This window comes from Lentilitoribacter sp. Alg239-R112 (assembly GCF_900537175.1).
Taxonomy (GTDB): Bacteria; Pseudomonadota; Alphaproteobacteria; order Rhizobiales; family Rhizobiaceae; genus Lentilitoribacter.
Genome location: NZ_LS999833.1, coordinates 2153025 through 2178345 on the forward strand (window position 1 = coordinate 2153025; position 25321 = coordinate 2178345).

At 45.0% G+C, this 25321-nt stretch carries 23 protein-coding genes; 3 read left to right on the forward strand and 20 right to left on the reverse strand.

Features of this window, described 5'->3' with window-relative positions:
* Positions 1–20: 20 nt before the first annotated feature.
* Together G3W54_RS10685 and rpoH are read left to right on the forward strand one after the other, a co-directional pair.
* Positions 21–1058 (forward strand): RluA family pseudouridine synthase, encoded by a 1038-nt coding sequence (locus G3W54_RS10685; protein WP_244627875.1) that lies wholly within the window; start codon positions 21–23, stop codon positions 1056–1058.
* A 154-nt stretch (positions 1059–1212) separates the two neighbouring features.
* Entirely contained in the window at positions 1213–2124 is a 912-nt protein-coding gene (gene rpoH / locus G3W54_RS10690) for an RNA polymerase sigma factor RpoH (protein WP_162653036.1), read from the forward strand.
* A 114-nt stretch (positions 2125–2238) separates the two neighbouring features.
* Here rpoH and G3W54_RS10695 read toward each other — a convergent pair whose 3' ends face one another.
* From G3W54_RS10695 to G3W54_RS10750, 12 genes are all read right to left on the reverse strand, one after another.
* A complete protein-coding gene (locus G3W54_RS10695) occupies positions 2239–4134 on the reverse strand; it encodes a hypothetical protein (protein WP_162653037.1) in 1896 nt (631 codons plus the stop codon).
* Positions 4135–4194: 60 nt separating this feature from the next.
* Positions 4195–5493, reverse strand: a complete 1299-nt coding sequence (locus G3W54_RS10700) for an adenylosuccinate synthase (RefSeq protein WP_162653038.1) — start codon at positions 5491–5493, stop codon at positions 4195–4197.
* Positions 5494–5659: 166 nt separating this feature from the next.
* Positions 5660–7255 carry a phosphoglycerate dehydrogenase gene (gene serA / locus G3W54_RS10705; protein ID WP_162653039.1) on the reverse strand — a complete coding sequence of 532 codons (1596 nt, stop codon included), beginning with the start codon at positions 7253–7255 and terminating at the stop codon, positions 5660–5662.
* 65 nt (positions 7256–7320) lie between these two features.
* The gene (locus G3W54_RS10710; protein ID WP_162653040.1) at positions 7321–8490 is read right to left on the reverse strand and encodes a phosphoserine transaminase; all 1170 of its coding nucleotides are present in this window, start codon (positions 8488–8490) and stop codon (positions 7321–7323) included.
* 147 nt (positions 8491–8637) lie between these two features.
* Positions 8638–9477 (reverse strand): outer membrane beta-barrel protein, encoded by an 840-nt coding sequence (locus tag G3W54_RS10715; protein ID WP_162653041.1) that lies wholly within the window; start codon positions 9475–9477, stop codon positions 8638–8640.
* A 176-nt stretch (positions 9478–9653) separates the two neighbouring features.
* Positions 9654–10502, reverse strand: a complete 849-nt coding sequence (locus tag G3W54_RS10720) for an outer membrane protein (protein ID WP_162653042.1) — start codon at positions 10500–10502, stop codon at positions 9654–9656.
* Positions 10503–10659: 157 nt separating this feature from the next.
* On the reverse strand, positions 10660–12000 hold the full coding sequence (glmM, locus tag G3W54_RS10725) for a phosphoglucosamine mutase (RefSeq protein WP_162653043.1): 1341 nt from the start codon (positions 11998–12000) through the stop codon (positions 10660–10662).
* A gap of 100 nt (positions 12001–12100) precedes the next feature.
* Entirely contained in the window at positions 12101–14035 is a 1935-nt protein-coding gene (gene ftsH / locus G3W54_RS10730; protein ID WP_162653044.1) for an ATP-dependent zinc metalloprotease FtsH, read from the reverse strand.
* A 137-nt stretch (positions 14036–14172) separates the two neighbouring features.
* The gene (gene tilS, locus G3W54_RS10735; RefSeq protein ID WP_162653045.1) at positions 14173–15453 is read right to left on the reverse strand and encodes a tRNA lysidine(34) synthetase TilS; all 1281 of its coding nucleotides are present in this window, start codon (positions 15451–15453) and stop codon (positions 14173–14175) included.
* On the reverse strand, positions 15428–16261 hold the full coding sequence (ybgF, locus tag G3W54_RS10740; RefSeq protein WP_162653046.1) for a tol-pal system protein YbgF: 834 nt from the start codon (positions 16259–16261) through the stop codon (positions 15428–15430). Before ybgF ends, tilS begins: the two co-directional genes overlap by 26 nt.
* Before the next feature lie 85 nt (positions 16262–16346).
* A complete protein-coding gene (locus G3W54_RS10745) occupies positions 16347–16778 on the reverse strand; it encodes a DUF1801 domain-containing protein (RefSeq protein WP_162653047.1) in 432 nt (143 codons plus the stop codon).
* 76 nt (positions 16779–16854) lie between these two features.
* A complete protein-coding gene (locus G3W54_RS10750; protein ID WP_162653048.1) occupies positions 16855–17724 on the reverse strand; it encodes an NAD-dependent epimerase/dehydratase family protein in 870 nt (289 codons plus the stop codon).
* A gap of 93 nt (positions 17725–17817) precedes the next feature.
* Between G3W54_RS10750 and G3W54_RS10755 the strand changes: the two genes are divergently transcribed.
* Entirely contained in the window at positions 17818–18717 is a 900-nt protein-coding gene (locus tag G3W54_RS10755) for a LysR family transcriptional regulator (RefSeq protein WP_162653049.1), read from the forward strand.
* A 1-nt stretch (position 18718) separates the two neighbouring features.
* Here the strand turns inward: G3W54_RS10755 and pal are convergent, their stop codons facing one another.
* The 8 genes from pal to ruvA form a co-directional block, all read right to left on the reverse strand.
* Positions 18719–19228, reverse strand: coding sequence for a peptidoglycan-associated lipoprotein Pal (pal, locus tag G3W54_RS10760; protein ID WP_162653050.1), 510 nt, complete (start codon positions 19226–19228; stop codon positions 18719–18721).
* Positions 19229–19376: 148 nt separating this feature from the next.
* Positions 19377–20687, reverse strand: a complete 1311-nt coding sequence (gene tolB / locus G3W54_RS10765) for a Tol-Pal system beta propeller repeat protein TolB (protein ID WP_162653051.1) — start codon at positions 20685–20687, stop codon at positions 19377–19379.
* Positions 20688–20704: 17 nt separating this feature from the next.
* Positions 20705–21766, reverse strand: a complete 1062-nt coding sequence (locus G3W54_RS10770) for a cell envelope integrity protein TolA (RefSeq protein ID WP_162653052.1) — start codon at positions 21764–21766, stop codon at positions 20705–20707.
* A gap of 3 nt (positions 21767–21769) precedes the next feature.
* Complete coding sequence (tolR, locus tag G3W54_RS10775; protein WP_162653053.1) at positions 21770–22219, reverse strand: protein TolR; 450 nt, start codon at positions 22217–22219, stop codon at positions 21770–21772.
* A gap of 2 nt (positions 22220–22221) precedes the next feature.
* A complete protein-coding gene (gene tolQ / locus G3W54_RS10780) occupies positions 22222–22983 on the reverse strand; it encodes a protein TolQ (protein ID WP_162653054.1) in 762 nt (253 codons plus the stop codon).
* 230 nt (positions 22984–23213) lie between these two features.
* Positions 23214–23636, reverse strand: a complete 423-nt coding sequence (gene ybgC, locus G3W54_RS10785; protein WP_162653055.1) for a tol-pal system-associated acyl-CoA thioesterase — start codon at positions 23634–23636, stop codon at positions 23214–23216.
* Between the two features lie 2 nt (positions 23637–23638).
* Positions 23639–24679: a Holliday junction branch migration DNA helicase RuvB gene (gene ruvB / locus G3W54_RS10790; RefSeq protein ID WP_162653056.1), complete on the reverse strand. Its 1041-nt coding sequence runs from the start codon at positions 24677–24679 to the stop codon at positions 23639–23641.
* Between the two features lie 24 nt (positions 24680–24703).
* Positions 24704–25321: a Holliday junction branch migration protein RuvA gene (gene ruvA / locus G3W54_RS10795; protein WP_162653057.1), complete on the reverse strand. Its 618-nt coding sequence runs from the start codon at positions 25319–25321 to the stop codon at positions 24704–24706.

The following is a 25321-nucleotide window of genomic DNA, read 5'->3' on the forward strand; positions in this document are numbered from 1 at the left end:
TAGTTGAACGGATTGTTTAATTGACCAGCGAAGTATCACTTAACGAAGATGAAGCCAATAAGAAAGCCTTCTTTGTAGAAGAAGATGCCTCAGGACGTTTAGATGTCTGGTTATCCAAGACTATGGCAGGTGAATTTTCACGCAATCGTATCAAATCATTGATCGAAGCTGGCGCTGTTACAATAAATAACCTCAAAATTCTTGAACCCAAAAAGAAGATCGTGGGTGGACAGTGTATTGAAATCACAATCCCTAAACCAGAAGACCCGGAACCAAAACCTGAAAATATACCGTTAGATGTGCTCTTTGAAGACGAACATATTATTGTTATCAATAAGCCTGCTGGTCTTGTGGTTCATCCTGGTGCTGGCAATCCCACAGGCACACTGGTAAACGCATTGTTGCATCATTGCGGTTCGTCTTTATCCGGAATCGGAGGCGTTAAACGTCCTGGAATTGTCCACCGCCTGGATAAAGATACAAGCGGTGTAATGATAGTTGCCAAACATGACGCAGCCCATAGGTATCTCTCGGAGCAATTTGCTGACCACGGACGAACAGGTGCGCTTGAACGTTCCTACATTGCTTTGGTATGGGGTGCACCAAATCCACCCAAGGGCATCATTAACACCTATTTGGGTCGTTCAAATGACCGTCTGAAACGTGCTGTCTGCTCACCATCGGCACCAGGTGCAAAACATGCATTGACGCATTTTAAAACCCAGAACAGTTTTTTTATGGCAGATAGCCATGAAGCGATTTGTTCGCTCGTTGAATGTAACTTAGAAACCGGTCGTACACATCAAATTCGCGTGCACATGGCCCATATAGGTCACCCCCTTGTTGGTGATAATACATATGGAGCTGCATTCCGGACAAAAGCGAACAAGCTTCCTGATACAATTAAATCGGATGTTGCATTGTTTTCACGACAGGCATTGCACGCCTATCTATTACAAATTGTACACCCAATCTCAAATGAGATAATGCGTTTTGAAACCAAGCCACCTAAAGATATGGCAACACTAATAGACCGTTTTTCAACGCTCAAATCTTGATTTCGTTGATTTTGGGATCACAACAAGATCACATTCAATTGATAATTTGATCTTGAAACACGGATTTGCCGTAATTATCTATACAATCATAACAGAGCAAATAGCTCAATTGCGACTTGCCATAACGGAAGTCACATTAGTAGGAGGGTGCTTTATGGCCCAGAAATCATTACCGTCAATCACATCCGGCAAGGGTGGCTTGGACAGATACCTAGCGGAAATCAGGCGTTTTCCGATGCTTGAGCCGCAAGAAGAATATATGCTCGCTAAACGTTATGAAGAACATGACGATCGCGATGCGGCCCAAAAACTTGTAACAAGCCATCTGCGACTTGTGGCTAAGATTGCCATGGGTTATCGCGGCTATGGACTGCCAATTGGTGAAGTCGTGTCTGAAGGTAATGTCGGTCTTATGCAGGCCGTTAAGAAATTCGATCCAGAGCGAGGCTTCCGTCTTGCAACTTATGCCATGTGGTGGATTAAAGCTTCGATCCAAGAATATATCTTGCGGTCTTGGTCGCTTGTTAAGATGGGCACAACAGCAAATCAAAAACGCTTATTCTTCAACTTGCGTAAACTGAAGAGCAAATTGAAAGCAATCGATGAAAACGATCTTAAACCAGATCAGGTTGCCGAAATTGCTCGTCAATTAAGTGTTCCTGAAAAGGATGTTATATCGATGAACCAGCGCTTAAGTGGCGATGCTTCATTGAATGCTCCAATCAAATCAGCCGATGGTGAGGCAGGGCAGTGGCAGGATTGGCTTGTTGACGACAGCCAAAATCAGGAAGATATGCTGGTTGAACAAGACCAGCTTGAAACCCGAAGAGATATGCTTACTGGAGCAATGGAATCACTTAATGAGCGCGAGCAACGTATTTTCAAAGCTCGACGATTGAGCGAAACACCGATTACCCTTGAAGAGCTTTCTGGTGAATTTTCAATCTCAAGAGAGCGTGTTCGCCAAATCGAGGTTCGCGCGTTCGAAAAAGTTCAAGCAGCTGTACGCAAGGCAGCTCTGGATGCGAACAACAGTTTGGTATCTATCGAAAACGAAACTGCTTAATTTTTTTGAAATCAACATTTGCGCGGGCTTCATTCTTGGATAAGCCCGCGTTTTTGTGTCTATTTTATAAAAATATACACAATGGTATCAAAACCATTGAGCAGGAAGATAATATCATTGAGCAGGATTTAACTTCCAATTGGCCAGCACTTTATCAAACACTGCCTTACCACTGGCGCCTTTCTCAAGCGTAATAAGTGCTTTACGGCCATTCGTGTATGAAAGTGGAATATCTATCCAGCCTCGTTGACTCATAAGTTGAAGATTGGTTTCCACGACATCCAACTTATCATTTTGAAGTCCAACCACAAAGAATGAAGTATCAATTTTCGCGGAGATTGCCTCCAAACGATCGCCAGTCTGCTCTTCACTACTCTTAAATTTAACCTCAGTTATCTGTTCAATTTCTCCACCGTCAAAATCTTCAGGCAGAGAAAAATTTAAATCGATAAGATGACTTACAGGAAGCGTTTCATCACCATTCAATTTTATTGTCATGACAATGGATAAATCACGCTCCGGAACCTGTATCGTACCTTCAATATATGGGCGTGACCTTTCTGAATCTGATTCAACTTTCTCAGACCAAACTACACTACCTTCATAACGGGCCTGCTGTTCCAATCCCAAGCTTGTTTCGTAAAAGAACATCTTCTGCAAAGCAGTTTCCCCATTATCAGCCTGAGCAGTATCAGGTTCACTTGGGGTTGTGTCATCTGTTACATCTGCAGCTGCAACAGATCGGCCTTCTTCATTTGGCAGACCATCTATTAAATCTGAAGCCGGACCAGCATCAATTTCTGTTCCATCTGAATTCAAACGCTGAGTAAATTTCTCCGCTTCACCATTAACAACGGCAACGTCTTCTGCCGTGCTTGAATTTACATCTGGCTGATCCGCCGGTGCAATTTGCTCTTCTGATGCAGCTGTATCCTTATCTTCCAAAACCTCTGCGGTTTCCATTGTACTTTGCGGAATTAAGTCTTGAATACCTTGCCAACCGACCCGCCAAAAGAAAAATGCGAGGGCAACAAGAACAAACAATAGAACCGCAATTACAATAACAACAGGAGATTTACGTTGCCTAGGAACAGGCGCTTCCGGCAATGCTTCTTCGCCAAAACCAAATGATAAGTTGGGATCCGGCAACGAAGTATTACTCGAAGCATCTTCCTGCAACGTTGACCGGATTTCACTAACGGCTTGATCAATTAGATTGCTGTCCTTGTCCGACGCAGAAACATCATCTAGCTGAGTTTCAACCGGCCCATTACCCGACTCGGGTATGACAGGTTCATCATGCTGTTCAATGAAGATATCTTGCTGTTCAGCCGTTACATGCGGCTTTATGATTTCACTTTTGGGAGCATCTGGAATTTGAAGCTCAGAATCTATCTCACGTTCGGTAGATTTTACTTCGTCTAACTTGCCTGCTCTCAAGTCATCAATATTTTCCGACGTACTCTCGATCTGAGGTTCCACCTCAGTCGACAATGATGAAGGTACTTCAGGCAACTCAATAGCTGTCTCTTCTGCCGGAGGTTCAGACCTCACAGCTTCCTCTTCAAACTGCCTTTCCGCTGTCTCTATAGGCTTTGACGGCACAACAGGTGGCTGTATAGTTTCTGGTGTGACAACGTCTGACTTAACAGTATCTAGCGCACCGCTTGCTGTCCCAGCCAAGGGTTCGGATGATTGTACTGAAGTTTGTTCTTCTAGCGGCTTAGGCTGATCTGGAACGCGTTCAGTAGTTTGATTTTGCTGGAATGAAGTATTTTGTGTCGAAAGTCCTGATACACCATCAGCATATTCTTGCTCGATCTCGAGGATTGAATTTTCAATTTTTTCAAGTTGAGTTTCAAAAATCGTGCGATTCATCCCCTCTGGCAATGAATCAAGTTGCCGTTGAATCGTCGCACGCGCTCGTTCATATATTCGACCGCGTTCTTCGGGCGTGTTCGTTGAAAGCCCACTAATTGCGCGCCTAATCACCGCGGAAAAATCAGCCATTTTTAGCCTCACATTTCATGCAATTAGACTTATCCATATAATAACTACCTTAACAAGACTTTAGTCTTCAAATGGATCCGTCACAAGTATTGTATCCTCGCGTTCTGGACTTGTGGATAACATAGCAACAGGAGCGCCAATAAGTTCTTCAACTCTGCGCACATATTTAATAGCTTGTGCAGGCAAATCAGCCCAACTACGAGCACCAACTGTTGTTTCATTCCACCCATCCATTTCTTCATAAACAGGTACAACCCGTGCTTGAGCGCCTTGGCTTGCAGGGAAATGATCAATGCGCTTTCCATCCAGTTCATAACCAATACAAATTTTGAGCGTTTTGAAACCGTCGAGAACATCAAGTTTAGTTAAGGCAATACCTGTTGTTCCATTAACGGCAACAGATTGACGGACCAGCGTGGCATCAAACCAACCACACCTGCGTTTACGGCCTGTCACAGTACCAAATTCATGACCTCGTTCACCAAGGCGTTGACCATCTTCATCGTCAAGCTCTGTTGGGAATGGCCCCTCGCCTACACGAGTTGTATAGGCTTTGGTAATACCCAAGACATACTTAAGAGACCCCGGCCCCATGCCACTGCCCGCAGCAGCTTGGCCAGCAACAACATTCGAAGATGTCACAAACGGGTATGTGCCATGATCAATATCCAGCAAGGTGCCTTGTGCACCTTCAAACAAAATACGCTTGCCGGCTCTGCGTTTCTGATCCAGCAAAAGCCATACAGATTCAATAAATGGCAACATACGTTCGCGAATTGCCATCAACTCATCTATAATAGTATCGACCGCAATTTCCGTCTGCACTAGCCCGCGGCGCAGTGCATTGTGATGTGTAAGCAATCGATCTACTTTGGCTGGTAAACTCTCCGTATTTACCAAATCCATAATACGAATAGAACGGCGCCCAACTTTATCTTCATATGCCGGTCCAATACCGCGTCGCGTTGTGCCAATTTTTGTACCCGAGTTGGAAGCTGCATCTTCCCGCATAGCATCAAGTTCACGATGCAATGATAAAATCAGCGTTGCATTATCTGCTATTCGTAGCGTTTCAGGTGTCACGACAACATCTTGCTCAGCCAAGCGATCAATTTCAGCAACCAGCGCATGAGGGTCAATTACAACACCATTGCCAATGACCGCTAGTTTTCCTTTACGAACAACGCCTGAAGGAAGAAGAGATAATTTATAGCTGATACCATCAATGACCAATGTATGGCCGGCATTATGGCCACCTTGGAAACGAACGATGACGTCCGCACGCTCAGATAGCCAATCTACGATTTTGCCTTTGCCTTCATCTCCCCACTGGGAGCCGACAACCACTACATTTGTCATATTATCCTCTTGGTACTGTACCGTTCAAAAAACAAACCCGCATCTCTATAGGGAGATGCGGGTCAAAAATCGAGCCTTTGATAGAATTTAGTTGAATAAAACAAGCATATTGCTAGCAATATACAGTATTATTCATGACATCCGACAAGATCTAAATCAAAAGTTGCTACTCAATATTAAATACCAGTGGTTTTGCTGATAGAATTTCACTATTCGCCCGCACCTTCTCAAGCACATCCTCTGACACTGCATTGTCCACATAAAGAAGAGCAATTGCGTCTCCACCTGGTTTGTTACGGCCCAGTTGGAAGTTTGCAATATTCACACCTGCATCACCAAATGTTGTACCTAAAAGGCCTATAATACCCGGCGCATCAGCATTGGTTGTGTAAACCATATGATGCCCAACTTCAGCATCCAGATTAATACCCTTAATTTGAATAAATCTAGGTTTGCCATCAGCAAAACAAGTACCGGCAACTGAACGAGTGGTATTTGCTGTTTTAACAGTCAGCTTAATATAGCCATCAAAAACGCCAGATTTGTCACGCTTAACCTCTGAAAGCATGATACCACGTTCTTTGATCATTATTGGCGCAGATACCATATTCACATCTGCAACTTGGGCTCTGATAAGACCAGCAAGCAGCGCACTTGTTAATGCACGCGTATTCATTTCAGACGTTGAACCTTCATAAAGAATTTCAACCTCTTCAATCGCGCTTTCTGTTACCTGACCGACAAAAGCACCAAGAACATCAGCAAGAGAGATGAACGGTTTCAGGCGCGGTGCCTCTTCGGCACTGATAGACGGCATATTGATCGCGTTTGTTACTGCGCCCTTAAGCAGATAATCTGACATTTGCTCGGCAACTTGAAGAGCAACATTTTCCTGAGCCTCAGTAGTAGATGCACCCAAGTGCGGCGTGCAAACAACATTTGGCAAACCAAACAGCGGGCTGTCTGTAGCAGGCTCAACTTCGAAAACATCAAAACCCGCACCAGCGACATGACCAGATTTGAGCGCTTCTGCTAAATCAGCTTCGACAACCAAACCGCCACGAGCACAATTGACAATGCGTACACCTTTTTTCATTTTCGCGATATTTTCAGCATTGATAATTCCGCGTGTTTTGTCGGTCATTGGAACATGAAGCGTGATGAAATCTGCTCTGCCGAGAAGTTCATCCAGCTCAACCTTCTCAACGCCCAATTCTTTCGCGCGATCTTCTGACAAGAATGGATCAAAAGCGATGACACGCATATTAAGGCCAATGCCGCGTGTCGCTGCAATGGAACCAATGTTACCACAGCCGATAACACCAAGCGTTTTGCCCGTAATCTCAACACCCATAAATTTGGATTTTTCCCACTTACCGGCCTGTGTTGATGTATCAGCAGCGGGAAGCTGACGTGCAACTGCAAAGATCATCGCAATCGCATGTTCGGCAGTCGTAATTGAATTACCAAATGGTGTATTCATAACAATGATACCACGACGAGATGCAGCCGGGATATCTACGTTATCAACGCCAATACCAGCGCGACCGATAACTTTAAGATTAGTTGCTGCCTCTATAATTTTCTGAGTAGCTTTGGTTGCAGAACGGATTGCAAGACCATCATATTGATCAATGACTTCAAGCAATTTTTCTTTGTCTTTACCAAGGTCAGGCATAAAGTCTACATCGATACCGCGGTCGCGGAAAATTTGAACAGCAGTTTCAGATAGTTTGTCAGATACAAGAACGCGAGGTGCCATTTCAGGCCTCCATTTCAATTAATTTTGGAAAATCATGGAAGCGCGGTCAACGCGCAACCAATATATTAGGAATTAAGAGAGGCTTTCTGGGTCTCGAAAGCCCAGTCAAGCCATGGCATCAGAGCTTCAAGGTCCGATTTTTCAACCGTAGCACCTGTCCAAATACGAAGACCCGACGGTGCATCACGATAGGCGCCAATATCAAAGGCCACACCTTCTTTATCCAAAAGGCCAACTATGCCTTTTGCAAAAGCTGCTTGCGCATCATCATCGAGTGCAAGGATATCTGCATCCACGATTGTTAAACACACAGACGTATTCGAACGTGTTACAGGATCTTTAGCCAAATTACCGATCCAAGATGTTTTCTCAACGAAATCATGGATGACTTGCGCATTCGCATTTGCTCTGCCGATCAAACCATCAAGCCCACCAACAGATTGAGCCCAACTCAACGCATCGAGATAATCCTCAACACAAAGCATAGACGGCGTATTAATCGTCGCGCCTTTGAAAATACCTTCAATGAGCTTACCAGCCTTCGTCATGCGAAAGATTTTTGGCAATGGCCATGCCGGTGTATATGTTTCAAGTCTCTCAACAGCGCGCGGTGACAAAATAATGACGCCATGACCACCTTCGCCGCCAAGCACTTTTTGCCAGGAAAATGTCACAACATCAAGTTTTGAGAACTCAAGGTTTTGCGCAAATGCGGCAGACGTCGCATCGCAAATAGTAAGGCCAGCGCGATCATCTGGTATAAAATTCGCATCTGGAACACAAACGCCAGAGGTCGTTCCATTCCACGTAAAAACAACATCATTATTAAAATCAATGTCGTTAAGATCGGGCAACTCACCGTATGGCGCAGTTAGCTTACGGGCATTATCTAGTTTAAGTTGCTTGATCACATCTGTGACCCAACCAGCACCAAAGCTTTCCCATGCAACCATGTCAACGCCACGTGCGCCGAGCATAGACCACATAGCCATTTCCATAGCACCAGTATCCGACGCTGGTACAATACCAATACGATAATCGTCTGGAACTTGCAGTACTTTACGCGTTAATTCGATTGCTTCTTGAAGTTTTGCTTTACCTATTTTTGCTCGGTGAGATCTTCCCACAGACGCATCAGATAAAGCGTCAGGCGTCCAGTTTGGACGTTTAGTACACGGACCCGAAGAAAAACGGGCATTATCCGGACGTGTGCCCGGCTGTTTTATAGCAGTCATATCGCTATCCTTCCAGATAGATTGCCCTTCGTTGGGGAAGGGTGTCCCACGGAGGGAGATATGACTTGATTAGAATAATGTCAAGCGAAAGAATGATGTTCTGCGACTTCACCCAATATTTCAATTTATTTTCAATACCTTAGAAAATCACCAAGCGGCAATCCGCAAACCAACTCTAACTTCGTGACGGTCAAAACCTCCATCACGGGCTTGAGTACCGCTAGCGCCAAGCGCAGTGGAGGCAGAATCATACCCAAACATTTTACCGCTAGAAGTTCGGCTATATCTATACCCAAAATCCAATTTCGCTTTTTCGGATAATTCATAACTGACGCCCGTCATCAAAGCCCAGGTAGTTCGCCATTGTGAAAGGCCTGAATTCTTTATATTGACATCAGCTACACCACCGCAACCACCGCCTATACAAGAGCCCGTTCCATTAAACTCACCCCAATTTACTTGTGTTGCACCGATGCCAGCGCCAACATACGGTGTAAATTTAGCAACTGTTGCAAGATCAACATATGCATTTGCCATAAGGCCATAGCTTGTAAATTTACCACTTGATGTGAGCGCGCAATTTGTACCTCCAAGCGCGCCTGGGCACCTATCTAAACTTGTTCCAGAAACTGTACCACTACCGCTGAATATATCCACCGTAGCGTCAGCTCTGAATACATCGTTAAAACGGTAACCGATACCCACACCACCTGATAGGCTGTTTTCCTTAAAGTTCGAATTGGTCGCTGTACCAGCACGATAGCTATTGCCAACTGAAAATGTAGAGAATGAATGCGACCTGTTTAACGTTTTAAAGCTCGTACTTATATCACCCCTAAGGTACCATCCCTTTGCCTCGGTAATTGGTAGGGTCACCGGTGCATCTGGTAAAGTTATAGCTTTGTCCAAATCCAACGCATGCGTTGTATTAACAGCACACAACATACCAAAAACTAGACATATTGCTGGACGAATAACGATGGACATCAGCTTTCTCACAAAATTGCGCGCCCCTGTTTGAAGGGCCTAATGCTGCCAATATCGTCTCTAGTGGTTAATCTTACGTTAACCATGTTTATTATGCTGCTGTTAACCTGATCGCATTTGCACAAAATAAAAACGCCAGCAATTGCCGGCGTTTAAAAAAACTATTGAAAATCGTCCTATTTATAAACAGGAGGCAATGTCGGTGGCTCATAAGGGGGTATGTAGGTATCAGCACAGCCGCCAAAACTATAACGCAGACCCGCGCGCCCTTCGTGCGTATGGATAGCTTTGGTGAAACCCGGACCACCGCCAGTAGAGTAACCAAACATACGTCCGCCAGCCATATAACGGTATCTATAGTTTACATCTGCCGCTAACCCGCAAGTAATCTTGATCGACGCCCCTGCCATGAGGGCAGCCGTTGCACGCCACCCATAAGCACCAGCATGTGTAATTGTTGGATCACACGTCGTCGGCGTGGCCGTTAGACAAGATGTGTTACGCAAATCACCCCAATCAATATAGGTTGCACCAAGTCCTGCCCCCGCATAAGCTGTTACACGACCATAGGTAAATAGATCTACATAAGCATTAGCAAGTAAACTCCAAGCTGTATAGGATGCCAAATCAGTCGATGTACAAGGATTACCAACTCCACAGCTCCCAACTGTTGAACCAGTAAATTTAGTGTTCGTGATGTAGTCCAAAGTCAAATCAGAACGAAAACGTTTGTTAAACTGATAGCCAACACCTGCACCAACCGAGAAACTTCTCTTAAGTTTGCTTGTCGTAAAATCGTTAGTCCCGCCACTTACTGAGTATGTAATACCACGTAATCGATTCCAGCCGTATCCAGCATCGCCACGTAGATACCAACCGGATGAAGCATGAACTTCTGGCGCATGATAAACGGGCTCTTCTATAACCGGCGGATAAACCACTGGCGGAGAACCTATATCTGCGGCCAAAGCGGACGTTAAGCCTGCCAATGAGAGAATTGCTGTGCTAGCTAGCATCTTTTTCATAAATCACTCCATCAGTGAACCAGTGTGAAGCACCCAACATAGGCGTCTCTCACATACGTATTGTCGCTGATAATGATTTATAAAGGTTAATGGCTCGCTAACTTAAAGAGCAATTCCTAATTTTTTTGATTAACAATTCGTTAAATTTATTCGCTTCTTAATCTGAAATCAGGTCAATTAATCCATCTACGATTTTTTCAACCTGAGCAGCATCATCACCCTCAGCCATAACGCGAATAAGCGGTTCGGTGCCAGACGCTCTTATAACAAGTCGCCCACTGTCACCCATTTCGGCCTCAGCATCTGATATTGCTTCTTTCACATCAGGACGCTCTAGTGGAGAGCCTCCTGAATATTTGGTATTTCTCAACAGTTGCGGCACGGGTTCAAAACGTTTCATCACTTCACTGACAGGACAATCAGATTTTTGAACACAGGCCAGAATTTGCAAGGCCGCAACCAGACCGTCTCCAGTCGTCGCATAATCAGTCATCACAATATGACCTGATTGCTCACCACCTAAATTAAATTCGTGCTTACGCATATGTTCAACAACATAACGGTCACCCACCTTTGTACGTGCCAGCTCCAGACCTTTGTCCGCCAAATGACGTTCCATACCCAAATTTGACATCACAGTAGCCACAACGCCGCCACCCTGCAAACGCCCCTCTTTGGCCCAAGATTCGCCAATAAGTGTCATGAGCTGATCACCATCAACAATGGCACCTTTTTCGTCGACGATAAGCACACGGTCAGCATCTCCATCCAGCGCGATACCGATATCAGCTCTTGTCTCAAGCACTTTTTCGATCAATCTATCTGGGTGAGTTGAACCGCAATTTAAATTAATATTTGTTCCGTTCGGTGTGTCGGCAAGTGAAATCACTTCCGCACCCATCTCCCAAAGAACCGATGGCGCTACTTTATATGCCGCACCATTGGCACTATCTATCACAATCCGTAAGCCTGTTAGGTCACGAGACTCACGCGGCAGAGTGCGTTTTACAAATTCAATATATCGATAAATATCGCCTTCAACGCGTTTGGCTCTGCCAATATCATCGGGTTTCGCCAAAAGTGTTTCAAAATCGGTATCAATCATGTCTTCTATACGAGACTCGATATCATCAGAAAGTTTAAAACCATCGGGTCCGAAAAGTTTAATACCATTATCTTGATAGGCATTATGAGATGCAGAAATCATCACACCAATGTCTGCGCGCATCGACCGCGTCAGCATAGCAACCCCAGGCGTAGGAATTGGGCCGAGCAAAAAAACATCCAATCCGGCAGCAGTAAAACCAGCAACCAGCGCATTTTCGATCATATAACCAGAAAGACGGGTATCTTTACCTATCACGACGCGGTGTCGGTGATCGCCGTTACGAAACAAGTTGCCAACAGCAGCACCCACCCGCATTGCTATGTCTGCGGTCATAGGTGATGTGTTAGAGCGGCCTCGAATACCATCTGTACCAAAATAACGTTTGCTCATATTATCCCCGAAAATCAAAACTACATGACGCTTATATAAAGTCTTTGTTCAAATTACGTTAAACCAACTGCCAACAAAAAAGGGCTCAAAGAGCCCCTTCCTATTCTGGAGTTGGTTCCGCTCCAGGTTCAGGCTCAGCACCCTTACCCTTAGGGGCTTCCTTCTTAACACCCGCGGATGGAACTGAACTACCACGGCTTGGTGGTGTATCATCACCCATATCGCGCGCGGGTTTTTCACCTTTAATTATGGCTGCAATTTCAGAACCGCTAAGTGTCTCATACTCAAGCAAGCCTTCTGCTATAGCAATGAAGTCCTTTTTCTTGGTTTTCAAAATCTTATGAGCTGTGGCAGTCGCTTCATCAATCAAACGATGAACTTCAGCATCAATTTTATTCGCAGTTTCTTCAGACATATTCTGAGACTGTGCAACTGAATGACCCAGGAAAACTTCCTGTTGATTATCACCATAGGCAACCTGCCCAAGCTCATCAGAAAAACCCCATTGCGTAACCATAGCACGAGCGAGCTTTGTAGCTTGTTCGATATCCGAAGATGCACCAGAAGTAATATTCTCTTTTCCGAAAGTTACCTCTTCCGCCACACGTCCACCCATCATAATAGCAAGACGAGAAATCATCCATTTATAACTCATGGAATAGCGGTCAGCTTCTGGCAACTGCATCACCATGCCTAACGCGCGTCCGCGAGGAATAATTGTCGCTTTGTGTACAGGATCAGCAGCTGGCACATTTATTGCCAAAATAGCATGACCGGCTTCATGATAAGCGGTTAGTTTCTTCTCTTCTTCGGTCATAGCCGTTGAACGACGTTCCGCGCCCATCATAACCTTATCTTTAGCATCCTCAAATTCTTGCATAGTTACAAGACGCTTGTTTCGTCTAGCAGCAAGTAGAGCAGCTTCGTTAACGAGATTCATCAAATCCGCACCGGAAAACCCGGGTGTCCCGCGTGCAATAACTTTTAGATCGACATTTGGTGCAAGTGGCACATTACGGACATGTACCTGCAAGATTTTTTCACGACCAGTCAAATCAGGATTAGGCACGACAACCTGACGATCAAAACGTCCGGGCCTTAGAAGTGCAGGATCAAGCACGTCTGGACGGTTGGTCGCAGCAATCAAAATAATACTCTCGTTTGCTTCAAACCCGTCCATTTCAACCAATAGCTGGTTCAATGTTTGCTCACGCTCATCATTACCCCCGCCAACGCCTGCGCCGCGGTGACGACCAACTGCATCGATCTCATCAATAAAGATGATGCAAGGTGAATTTTTCTTTGCCTGCTCGAACATATCACGCACGCGAGATGCACCGACACCGACAAACATTTCTACAAAGTCAGAACCTGAAATTGTGTAAAACGGCACATTTGCTTCACCAGCAACAGAACGCGCAAGAAGAGTTTTACCAGTACCCGGAGGGCCCACGAGCAAAACACCGCGCGGAATACGGCCGCCAAGTCTCTGGTACTTTTGAGGATCGCGCAAGAAATCAACGATTTCTTCCAAATCTTCCTTAGCTTCTTCAACACCCGCAACATCTTCAAATGTCACACGACCAGAAGCTTCATTCAAAAGCTTGGCCTTTGACTTACCAAAACCCATAGCTCCACGAGACCCACCTTGCATTTGGCGCATGAAGAATATCCATACACCCAGAATTACAAGAATTGGCAGCCATGAAATAAAGTAACCCAAGAAGCCAGAGCCATCAGACTCAGGCTGCGCGTTGATGGTTACATTGTTTGATTCAAGGCGCTGAACCAAATCGGCATCACCCGGAGAATACGTCTGAAACTTCGTACCAGTATCTCTAAAACTCCCAAAGATTTGCTGGCCTGAAATAGTTACATCGCCGATACGACCAGCATCTACATTTTCCAGAAATTGAGAATAGGCGATCTTCTGACCGCTAGCGCCATCAGTTGGGCTTTGGAACATATTAAATAGACCAATAAGTGATAATCCAATTATGGCCCAGAGTGCAAAATTACGTAAATTAGGGTTCATCGACTTTCCCGAAAAAATCACAGCATACTATTATGCTTTCTTATCCCATCATATAGGGAGCTAAGAGCCTGTTGCCAAGGGAACAATTGCGAAGTTCGCTAATCAGTTAACGAAAATGCGCGATTTTTTGTCCTGAATTAAGGGTCACCAACAAATGGACTGGCTTTGATGCCACGAGATGCAAATAGTTTTGCAATCTCCGTAGCTAGGGGCATGTCGAAAAAAGTTAGTACTTCGTCGAACTTATTGACATATCTTCGGACAGAGATAAACGGGTCGCTTTCATTGGTGTCGATCTTGCTATCCACATCGTCGATTTTCCAAAATAGTTTGGGCGGAAATCCCTCCATTTGACTATCACCAGAGACAACTAATGGTGTTTTCTGATGGTTGTTTTTGATCCAATATCGTCCATCCCACATGCTATCTGATTGCGCACCAATTTCTATGACATCCAAATTTCGATTTTCGCGCCGTAAGAAGAGCATACCTGCCTTCTTCGCTATATAAGCACGACCTAAGGTCATTGGTTTTGGGTTATCAGATCGTGTAAACCTCTCAAGACGTTCCAATTGTTGGCTACTTAGTGTTCGATTTCGTCCACCAATAACACAGATTAAACTCTCAACTGCGCGCAATAATACAGGGATATCATCGAGCTTGATTTCCACTTCGGCAATCAAGCCATCCTTAACGATGCAGTATGTTGACAGGTACTCCGCTGCTGCGATAGCAATCTTTGTACGCAACTTTTGTGCACGCATAATTTCGGGCAACCCGATCACAAAATCGGCTTGCTTGCGAACGAGAACGCGCTCAAACTGATCATCCTGATTAGACGGATCTTCGATCCAGGTTTGATTTTTGGCATCAAGGAACGTTTGAAATTCTGCCTTTGTTGTGCTTAAAAAGGGCCTAAATACCCACATTTGATTATAGAACAATGTAGCAGGTGCCATACCACTTAGCCCCCTCGCCGCATCAGAGTTATTTCTAGCAGACCGCATGGCTACGGTTTCAAGCTGATCGTCTTGGATATGTCCGGTGACGACACCTACAGCATTTTTCGCAGCACATGCATCGGCCAGCAACTTGTAACGCGCATGCCGCGCCGCTTTTTGAATTCCAGAAACAGGTTTTTCACCCACCCATTTTAAGATTTGGTGCTTGATACCAAGAGACCGGCAAATTTCACCAACATATAAAGCCTCATCGGCAGCCTCCGTGCGGAGTTGATGATCGACAGTAAAGCAGATAATCTCCCTGTCGGAATTACTTGCTTCACTGATAGCAAAAAGCGCACCCAAACTATCGCTACCACCAGAAACAGCAATTGCTAGGGGGCCAGGTTTTAAAGATTTTAGAAAATATTCTGCTTGTCGGATCAGCAGACTAGCATTTGGCACGTGATCGTTCACTTGCGACCTTGTCTTTCACAGCTTTTGAAGATAACGGATAACGTACTAACACTTCATCGTACGTCGCGCAGGCCGTTTCACGATTATCTAAAGCCACTAGTGACATCCCAAGTTTCAACAAAGTGTCCGGTGCCTTTGGCGATTCTGGAAAGGTTTTGTGGCCGTCTAGAAAAATACGCGCTGCTTCGCGAAAATCCCCTTGGGAATATAGTGATTCACCCAACCAGTAATTTGCGTTTGCGGCTTCCGCCCCATTTGGAAATTTTGCCAGATAGCTGCGAAATGTGTTAGCGGCAGTCGCATAGTCCCCGGCCAACACTTGCGCATATCCAGCTTTATATAATTCACTTTCAACATCGCTACTTGTATTTTTCTGCGATGTCACATTTCCATTTGCATCAACCTTAACCTCGCCAATTTGTATATTGGTAGCGTCCGTTTCCGTGCGGTCGGCTTTGGGCGCAACGCTAGACTGATCATTTGCTTTAGTCCGTTCGAGATCTTGAAAACGAAATTCATTATCTTCCTGCATCTGACGCATCTGCTCTTGCATTTGCAGCATTTGGAAACCCAGTTCTTCGAGGCGACCGGTTAATTGCCTGATTTGCTCTTCGAGCTGCAAAACACGCGTGCCTTGATCAGCATTCTGTATTTTTACAATCGGCAATGATCGCTCGGTTTGAATACCCGTTGATATATCTAAAGGAATTCCCGCCTTGGGTAACATTTGCGCGTTTGCCCCCAAAGTACACATTATTAGAAAACCCGCAGCAAGGCCGCTCGTGATGAAACGCAATACACTCGACATTTTTGTGCTCCTCTGTCCTGTGGGGCTAAGAAAACGCCTCCAACACAATGTCCCGTTTCCTGTCTAAACAAGCAAAACTTTATAATCAATGATATTTCGTGCGCATGAGCTGACAGGATCGGTCGATAATATCTTCCAATACATCAATATCTATATCCGCAAGTTTGTTGATATAAAGGCACGAAGCTCCCATTTTGTGCTTTCCAAGCTTTGCGAACAGCTCCTGCTGACCATCAAATCCGCCAGAATGATAGCATCCCATCATATATATCACCTGATGTGCCTTTCGAGGCGAAAATCCGGCAAGAAGCCAATCACCTTCGCGACCGCTATCGTATTTATAATGATATTGCCCGAAACCCACGATACTAGGTCCCCACATTACAGGTGGATCACAAGTAACGCGTTCAAATATTTCAAGAACTTTAAACGCATCCTCGCGGCGAGTTTTGTGGTCCACAGCATTTAAGAAGTCAAGCACCGAACCATCATGAGGTTTTGTTTTTAAGTCTGCCATCTAAACCCTCCACATACGCGATCAATATCGTGACAGATATATATCACACAACCCGCTTGCGTGAGAGTGTAATCAATTAAGCCCGCGCCTCAGAGAACATGATTTCATCTATGCCTGTTGTTTTAAAGTCAGGCAGAATGGAACGAAACTTCTGCGGCGAAAGTGAGTGATCTATGTCATTGAGATATCGCATTTCAATCATCTCATACCCAGTTTTCCAAAACGGGCTTGTTAAGTAAATAAGCGCCCAAGGAAACTTCTTGACTTTTACCTGCCTGCCCAATTTCTCCGATAAAGTGATGGCTAATTCCTTAATGGAGAAGATTGACCCTGGAAACGGAATGTCTTCAAACACATTCAGTTTGTTTCGTTTTTCTGACACTTGCACACATGCTCTAGCCCAGTCTGGCAAATAACAATATGTATGTTTTGCGTTCGGATCACCAAGCGCATTGATCGCACCCTTTTCGAGACCTGACAAAATTCCCATACCCATCAACGTGTCACTACGTTTATCGTCGATAAAATCCCCTGCCCGCAATATTATAGTCTGTACGCCAAATTCACTGGCAGCCGCTTTGTATGCCTCTTCCATTTCAATGCGAATTTTGCCTTTTCTGGTATCAGCTCGATGGGGCGTATTCTCGTCCCATACTCCTGCTTGTTTCCCAAAAACATATACATTTCCCGGAACAATAATTGTCGCCCTGGCTGACTTAGCTGCAGCGATGACCTGATTTGTAATTTTGGGAATCTGCGTCGCCCAGTTTTTATAACCCGCCGGATTAAGACCGTTGATTATTACATCTACGCCCTCAGCAGCCTCAATCATATTATCGTGCCTGCGATTAAATATCTTTACGTCCCATCCAGCCTTTTCAAATTCCGCCTTGGAATGTCTACCTATCTTTCCAGATGCGCCTAAAATGAGAACTGTCTTCGCCATAATCTAATCCTTTCATTGCCGTTGAAAGGAAATTATGATATTCAATTTCAATGTTAAATTACCCAAATATCTATATTAGAAATTCATAATTGAATGGCATATTATTTTAAGAATCTCGATTGGTCACTCATCCAATCATTCATCGCAGTAGCTGAGCATGGCTCATTGACAGGTGGCGCACACCATCTTGGTAAAAGCCAACCGACACTTGGACGCGACATCGCAAAAATTGAGACAGCACTCAAAACTCAGTTATTCACAAGGGAACGACATGGCTTGTCCTTGACAGATCAAGGTGTCCAACTTCTCAAAATAGCGAAGGAAATGCACATCTCGGCGGCAAAATTAATAACGCTAGCTTTGGATGAGAAAGACGAACTTTCTGGAACCGTTCGCATAACAGCCTCGCTTGTCATGTCCAACTTCATACTACCAGAAATTATTGCAAAGCTACGTTCCAAGTTTCCAAATATTGAGCTGGAACTTCATGCAAGTGATGAAAGCGAAAATCTTTTGTTCCACGAAGCTGATATTGCAATTCGCATGTATAGACCTGACCAACTTGATATCATTACACGACATGTTGGTGATACGGAGATAGGCATTTTTGCATCTAAAAATTACATCACTCGAAATGGTATCCCCAAATCGATGACAGAATTAATGGAGCATGACTGGATTGGATATGATCGATCTGAGCTAATGATAAAGGGCATGCGCGCACTTGGATGGCAAGTTGACCGCAGCTTTTTCAAAGTGCGGTGTGATGATCAAGCGGCCTATTGGCATTTACTAAAAGCAGGTGCAGGAATAGGCGTCGGACAGGTGGTAATTGCACAACAGTCGGATAACCTTGTTCGTTTATTTGATGAAATCGATATACCACCGATTCCAATTTGGCTCACTGCAAACAAAGCTTTGAAACAATCAGCACGCATCCGCGCCATTTACGACGCGATTGCGAAAGAGTTATCAAAAGTAACTAAACGTTAGTCTAGCTATTTACACCAAGTAGTTTGGTTTGCGCACGGCGGTTTTGCGACCAGCATGAAATATCATCACAAACTGCAACTGGACGTTCTTTACCAAGTGATAGTGTTTTAATTCTTGCGGAAGTCAGGCCTTGTGAAATTAGATAATCTCTTGTAGCTGCGGCACGACGGGCACCGAGCGCAAGGTTATATTCACGTGTGCCGCGCTCATCAGCATGACCTTCAATCGTGATAATTTTATCAGGATATTGATTTAACCAAGCGACTTGCTTGACGAGAATGTTTGCTGCATCACCGCGAATAACCGACGAATCCGTATCGAAGTAAACAATATCGCCAACGTTCTGTGTAAAATCCTGCAACGACCCAGGCACAGCGCCGTTAGCCGTTAATCCTAAATCGCCTACATTGTTTGGCAATTGGTTTTTCTTAGATGCACAACCTGCCAATGTCAGGCCCAGAAAGAGCGCAATTAAAACACGACTGTGTGACAAAGATGCTAAACCGCTCATACCCGGTCTCCTTGATGAAATAAAGTTGACAAAATATAACCACTCAAAGTTAAATTGCTCTCAATAGACAGGGTTAATAGACTCTTACTGCTGTCTAAAAAGCCCCAAATTGTGGTGGTTTCATGACTAAATTCAGGCGAAAATCAGACTATTCAAGTAAAGGTGACCAAGCGGGATCCGATGCAAAATTCGGGGTTGTCACTTGTTGCTCATTATACCCAGTTAGATCGATACTGGTCAATTGAGGGCCACCCGATCCAGCAGGCTGACGAAAGAACATCAACACACGGCCGTTTGGCGCCCATGTCGGCCCCTCATTATGGAAACCTGTCGTTAGGATGCGTTCATTCGACCCATCCGTCTTCATCACACCAATTGAAAACTTACCACCCGCACGTTTTGTAAAAGCAATCAAATCGCCACGCGGCGACCATACAGGTGTCGAATAGGATCCGCTACCAAATGAGATACGACGCTGATTGCCTCCGTTTGAATCCATAATATAAAGCTGTTGTCGTCCTCCACGATCAGACTCAAATGCTATCTGAGATCCGTCAGGCGAATAAGATGGCGATGTATCAATGGCGCTCGTATTGGTTAGCCGTGTAGTACTACGTGTGCGCAGGTCCATTGTATAAATGTTCGCATTACCACCTTCTTGCAGGCTCATAATCACCTTTTGACCATCGGGTGAAAACCTGGGTGAGAATGTCATACCTGGAAAATTACCGACAAGTTCACGCTGACCTGTTTCAAGTTGGAGAAGATAAATTCGTGGCTGCCCACCTTCAAAAGACATGTAGGTTATTTCTTGCTTACTTGGCGAAAACCTGGGTGTAAGCACAAGGTCATCACCATTCGTAAGTGTTCTCAAATTCGCGCCATCTTGATCCATGATCGCCAATTTTTTTATACGTGCCGTCTTCGGGCCACTTTCAGATACAAACACAACCCGAGTATCAAAGTAACCCTTTTCACCAGTCAAATTCTCATAGATCGCATCAGAAATAATATGCGCCACACGCCGCCAGTTTTGAGGTTGGGCAAAAAGACGTTGACCAATAAGCTGTTCGCCAGCAACACTATCCCAAAGTCGGAATTCAATTTTTAAACGCCCATCAGCTTCTTTGGTAACGCCGCCAGTTATCAAAGCTTGAGCATTGATAACGCGCCAATCATCAAAGCGCGGAGTTGCGTTTGGGTCCGTGATTTTCTGAATAAATGCCTGCTTCTGGACCGGTTGAAACAATCCTGATCGCTTCAAATCAGCTTCAATGACATCACTCATCTGTTTGCCAACGGCTTCACCTGACACAAAGTCAGACACCGCAATTGGCAAAGGTTCAATATTTGCCTGATTGATATCAATTTCGACACGCGAATGAGCCTCAGTCAAAGGCACCGCGATTAATACCAAGCTGGCAGATATTGAAATGAGTAGGTTTTTAAGCTGAAGCATAAGACCTTATCCTGTTATTAGAAAAGCTGGCTGGGGTCGAAATTAACAACAACTTCTGACCACGTGTCGTATTTATCGAGAGGTAAATTATATGGTTGCGCTCTTAACACGGCGCGTCGTGCACTTCCCGCGAGCGTTGTTCGGACTGACTGAGATCCACCGGTTGCATTAACATCGGGTTGACCGATAATATTGCCGGACTTATCCAACTGCATGGAAACCGTCACCCGAATTTCACCCCCATCTGCTAATCCGGGAATAATATTCCAGTATTTTTGGATCTGCCCGCGAAGTGCATCCATTTCACTTTGTGAGAGTTTGCCGGCAGGCTTCGTTGTTTTCACGCCCAAGCCTTCATCTCTGGCTGACCGTTTCGCACCGCCACCTTGTGCATCTTGTTTATTCAAGAGTGATGCAATCTCGTCTGAATTAAAATCACTTTTCTTAGATGATGACGTTTCTTTTTTCGCGACCTCAGTTTTCTTACGTTCCGGGGTTTTAGCCGTTTTCGCTGGCGCTGATTTTTCTCTTAAAATCGGAACAGGACCTGTCTTGGGTAATTCAACTCGCTTTTCAGCTTCAGGTTCGCTTGAATTTATAGCTTCTTTGACCGGATCGGGCGTAACTGGTGTCGCTTCCTTCGGAAGAGCTGCGATCTCTGTTGCGGTTGTCGCATTTGTCTCTGGTTTTGGTTGGACCTGCTCAACAGGTTCTGGCTTTAGTGATGGCTCCGCGGTTGGCTTAGGCTTGTCTTCGGATTTTGGCGGTGCTTTAGACACCACTTCATTTTCACTTGGTGTTGGAACTTTAAGGCTCTTTAAATCGACAGCGTTTTCACCAGTATTCTGAGCGTCTTCAACTTTCGTCCGAACTTCAGTCTTTTTAGGCGCAGGCTTTTTCTTCGCTGTTGCTTCCTTTACACCTTCAAGAACTTGCGTCAAATCTTCAATTGGGACAATCGAAACAGGTACGGATTCAACATCGGCAACCGCAAGTGTTTTGGGCGCATTAAACGAGAGCAAAGCCCAGCTTAATATCGCAACATGCAAAAACGATGATATGACAAGGCCTATCTGCACGCTCTACCCGTCCTGCTCCTGCAAAGTTACAAGTCCCAAATTTTTAAATCCTGCGGCTGAGATGCGCGCCATCACTTTCATAACGGTTCCATAATCAGCATTTGTATCGCCGCGCACATAAATGCGTTCGCTGTAGCCAGTTGTCGATATCGCTTCCAGTTTTGCGACCACTTCATCAATTGGAATTTCTGTTTCCTGTAAGAAAACACCGCCCTCTGAATTGACCGAAACTGTTATCGGTTGTGTTTCAGAATTAAGAGATTTCGCCTGCGTTTCCGGTAAATCAATCGGCACACCAACGGTTAGAAGGGGGGCTGCAACCATGAAGATAATCAATAGTACCAGCATCACATCAACAAACGGTGTCACGTTAATTTCACTCATAGGCGCAAGTTTGCGCCCTCGTCTACGAGAGCTTGAGCGACCACCGGCATTTGGCATCATCATAGCCATAGCTATACTCCAGACATTGATGCTTGAGAATGCGATGTTTGTGGTTGCGATGCATGCTGTTGAACTTGCGAACGCTCATCCAATTGACGAGACAAAATGCCGGAAAATTCGTCGGCAAAACCCTCCATACGCGAGCTTAATTTCGCAGCATCTGCGGAAAATTTGTTATAAGCAATCACCGCTGGGATCGCTGCCAACAGACCAATCGCTGTTGCTAACAGCGCCTCGGCAATACCCGGAGCAACAACGGCCAAATTTGTGGACTTAGAACCCGCAATCGCCTGGAATGATGTCATAATACCGATTACTGTACCAAACAAGCCAATGAATGGTGCAGCAGAACCAATTGTCGCTAACCAACCAAGACGAGACTCTAGAGCCTCTGACTCGCGTACCAGTGCAACGTCCATGGCTTTATCGATCCGCATTTGAAGACCCATCGGGGTTTTCGCACCGCGCTCAAATGATTTCTTCCATTCCTGCATCGCACTTAGAAAAATTGCGCCCATACCTGAGTTCTTTTTTCGTTCTGAAAGAGATCGATATAACTCTTCCAGAGACTGCCCCGACCAGAACAAATCCTCGAAACGATCAAGCTGTATCTTAGCTTTTTTATACGCAATAACCTTGTTGACAACAATTGCCCATGTCCAGACTGAGGCAGCCAGAAGTCCCAACATCACTAATTTTACGACAAAACCTGCCTCTAAAAACAGTGACAAAAGCGTCACATCAGAAGTAGCGGCCAATCCAACTTGTTCCATTTTCAGTCCCTTAAACGATCATAGAATAGTACCAAACACCTCAAGAAAGCAGATTTCGAAGCAAATATGGCATACTCGTTCATGCTTTAATGTCTAAAAAATGCGGTCAAACAATGGCGCGCGATCTTACAAGACAAACTTGAGGGCAATAGGCCATAATTATGGTTAATGAAGCGTTAGGATTCGTTAGAATTGGACCAAATCACGTTGATTTGATGACAGAATTACAGCTATGAAAGAGATTCAGGCAATCGACGCGGCCGCCCAACACCATTTACGCAGGCGACAGTGACTTTAGCGTCAATCAAGATTTCGTCCCCGCGCAGAACACGCTGAGATAGCTCCATACGAGCCCCACGTGCAGCCAAGGGTTCGGTGAGAATCGTCAAAACGTCATCCATACGAGCTGGTTTTACATACTTAATCTCAATTTTTGACACCATAAAAGCAACCGCATTTTCTGGGTCATCTTTATTCAGCGTTTCACTTTGAATAAGCCCTTTGCACCGGATAAATTCGGTTCGTCCTCGCTCCATAAAATGCAAATATCTGGCATGATAAACAGCGCCAGAAAAATCGGTATCTTCATAATAAACACGCTGAATAAGCTCATGACCCTGTTCGGTCAATCGACCTTCAAATTGATATGTCATTGCTATTCCCCATCCTGAAACAAGTTGATCTGTGTCTTTTCCAGATCTTTTGGTGGATTAAGCCCCATATGTTTCCACGCATTTCCGGTTAAAACCCGACCACGTGGGGTACGCTGTATAAAACCTTGTTGGATGAGGTACGGTTCAATAATGTCTTCAATTGCATCGCGTGGCTCAGAAAGTCCTGCTGCAATGGTTTCAATTCCAACTGGACCACCACCAAAATTATCAGCAATCATTGATAAGTAACGGCGGTCAAGTTGATCAAGTCCCATTGCATCGACAGATAGTCTTGTGAGCGCATTATCAGCAATTTCTTTGGTAACAGCTTCCGCTTTTGCAACTTCCGCAAAATCACGAACACGGCGTAGCAGGCGGCCGGCGATACGCGGTGTGCCACGCGCCCGTCTGGCAATTTCCTTAGCGCCATCATCGGTTATGTTTAAACCCATGATCCGCGCACCGCGACGAACAATGCTTTCAAGCTCCTCGACGGTGTAGAACTGCAACCGAACCGGAATACCAAACCGATCACGTAATGGCGTTGTTAAAAGTCCCAAACGGGTGGTTGCTGCAACAAGCGTAAAATTTGCAAGATCAATTTTGACCGAACGAGCAGCTGGCCCCTCACCGATGATTAGATCCAGTTGAAAATCTTCCATCGCAGGATAGAGAATTTCTTCCACAGCAGGATTAAGCCGATGTATCTCATCAATGAACAGGACATCCCGCTCTTCAAGATTAGTCAATAATGCAGCAAGGTCACCCGCCTTGGCAATCACCGGACCGGAGGTCGAACGAAAATTCACGCCAAGCTCTTTAGCCATAATTTGCGCTAAAGTGGTTTTCCCTAAACCGGGAGGACCGACAAATAAAACGTGATCCAGCGCTTCACCACGATTTTTTGCAGCTTCAATAAATATCTTTAAATTTGCACGCGCTTCAGCCTGACCAGTAAAATCATCAAGCGATTGTGGACGCAGCGTTGCTTCCAAATCTTCGCCAGATTTATTGGGGTCCAATATGGGATTTTGATCACTCATGGTTTTTACTTACGCAAATGACTTCTATTTGGCCAGTTCTTTCAAGCCCAGGCGAATAAGTTTTGCACTATCGGCATCATCGCCAGCATCGCGAACAGCTGCACCGACGGCAGAAGCTGCTTGCTCGCGCGAATATCCCAAATTGCAAAGTGCAGATACAGCATCGGCAACAGGAGCGGATGCTACGCCATCACCAATATTCTGCTTGAGCCCCATATCCGGCGCATCAAGACCACCAAGAAGTGGTGCTTTGTTTTTAAGCTCTGTCACAATTCGTTGAGCAACTTTTGGTCCGATACCCGGTGCTCTCGCGACCATTGCTTTATCCTGCAACGCAATAGCATTGGATAAATCAGAAGCAGAAAGCGTTGATAAAACAGCGAGCGCCACCTTTGCTCCAACACCTTGAACACTTTGCAGAAGGCGGAACCACTCCCGCTCCAACTCGGTTGCGAAACCAAAAAGTTTAAGCTGATCTTCGCGCACATAGGTTTCAATAAATAAGATGACAGCCTCGCCTGCAGAACCAATATTACCTAATGTGCGCCCCGAACAAAACGCTACATAGCAAACACCGTGCACATCAATGAGAACATAATCTCCAGAGATCTCTTCAATCGTGCCTTTAAGTTTACCGATCAT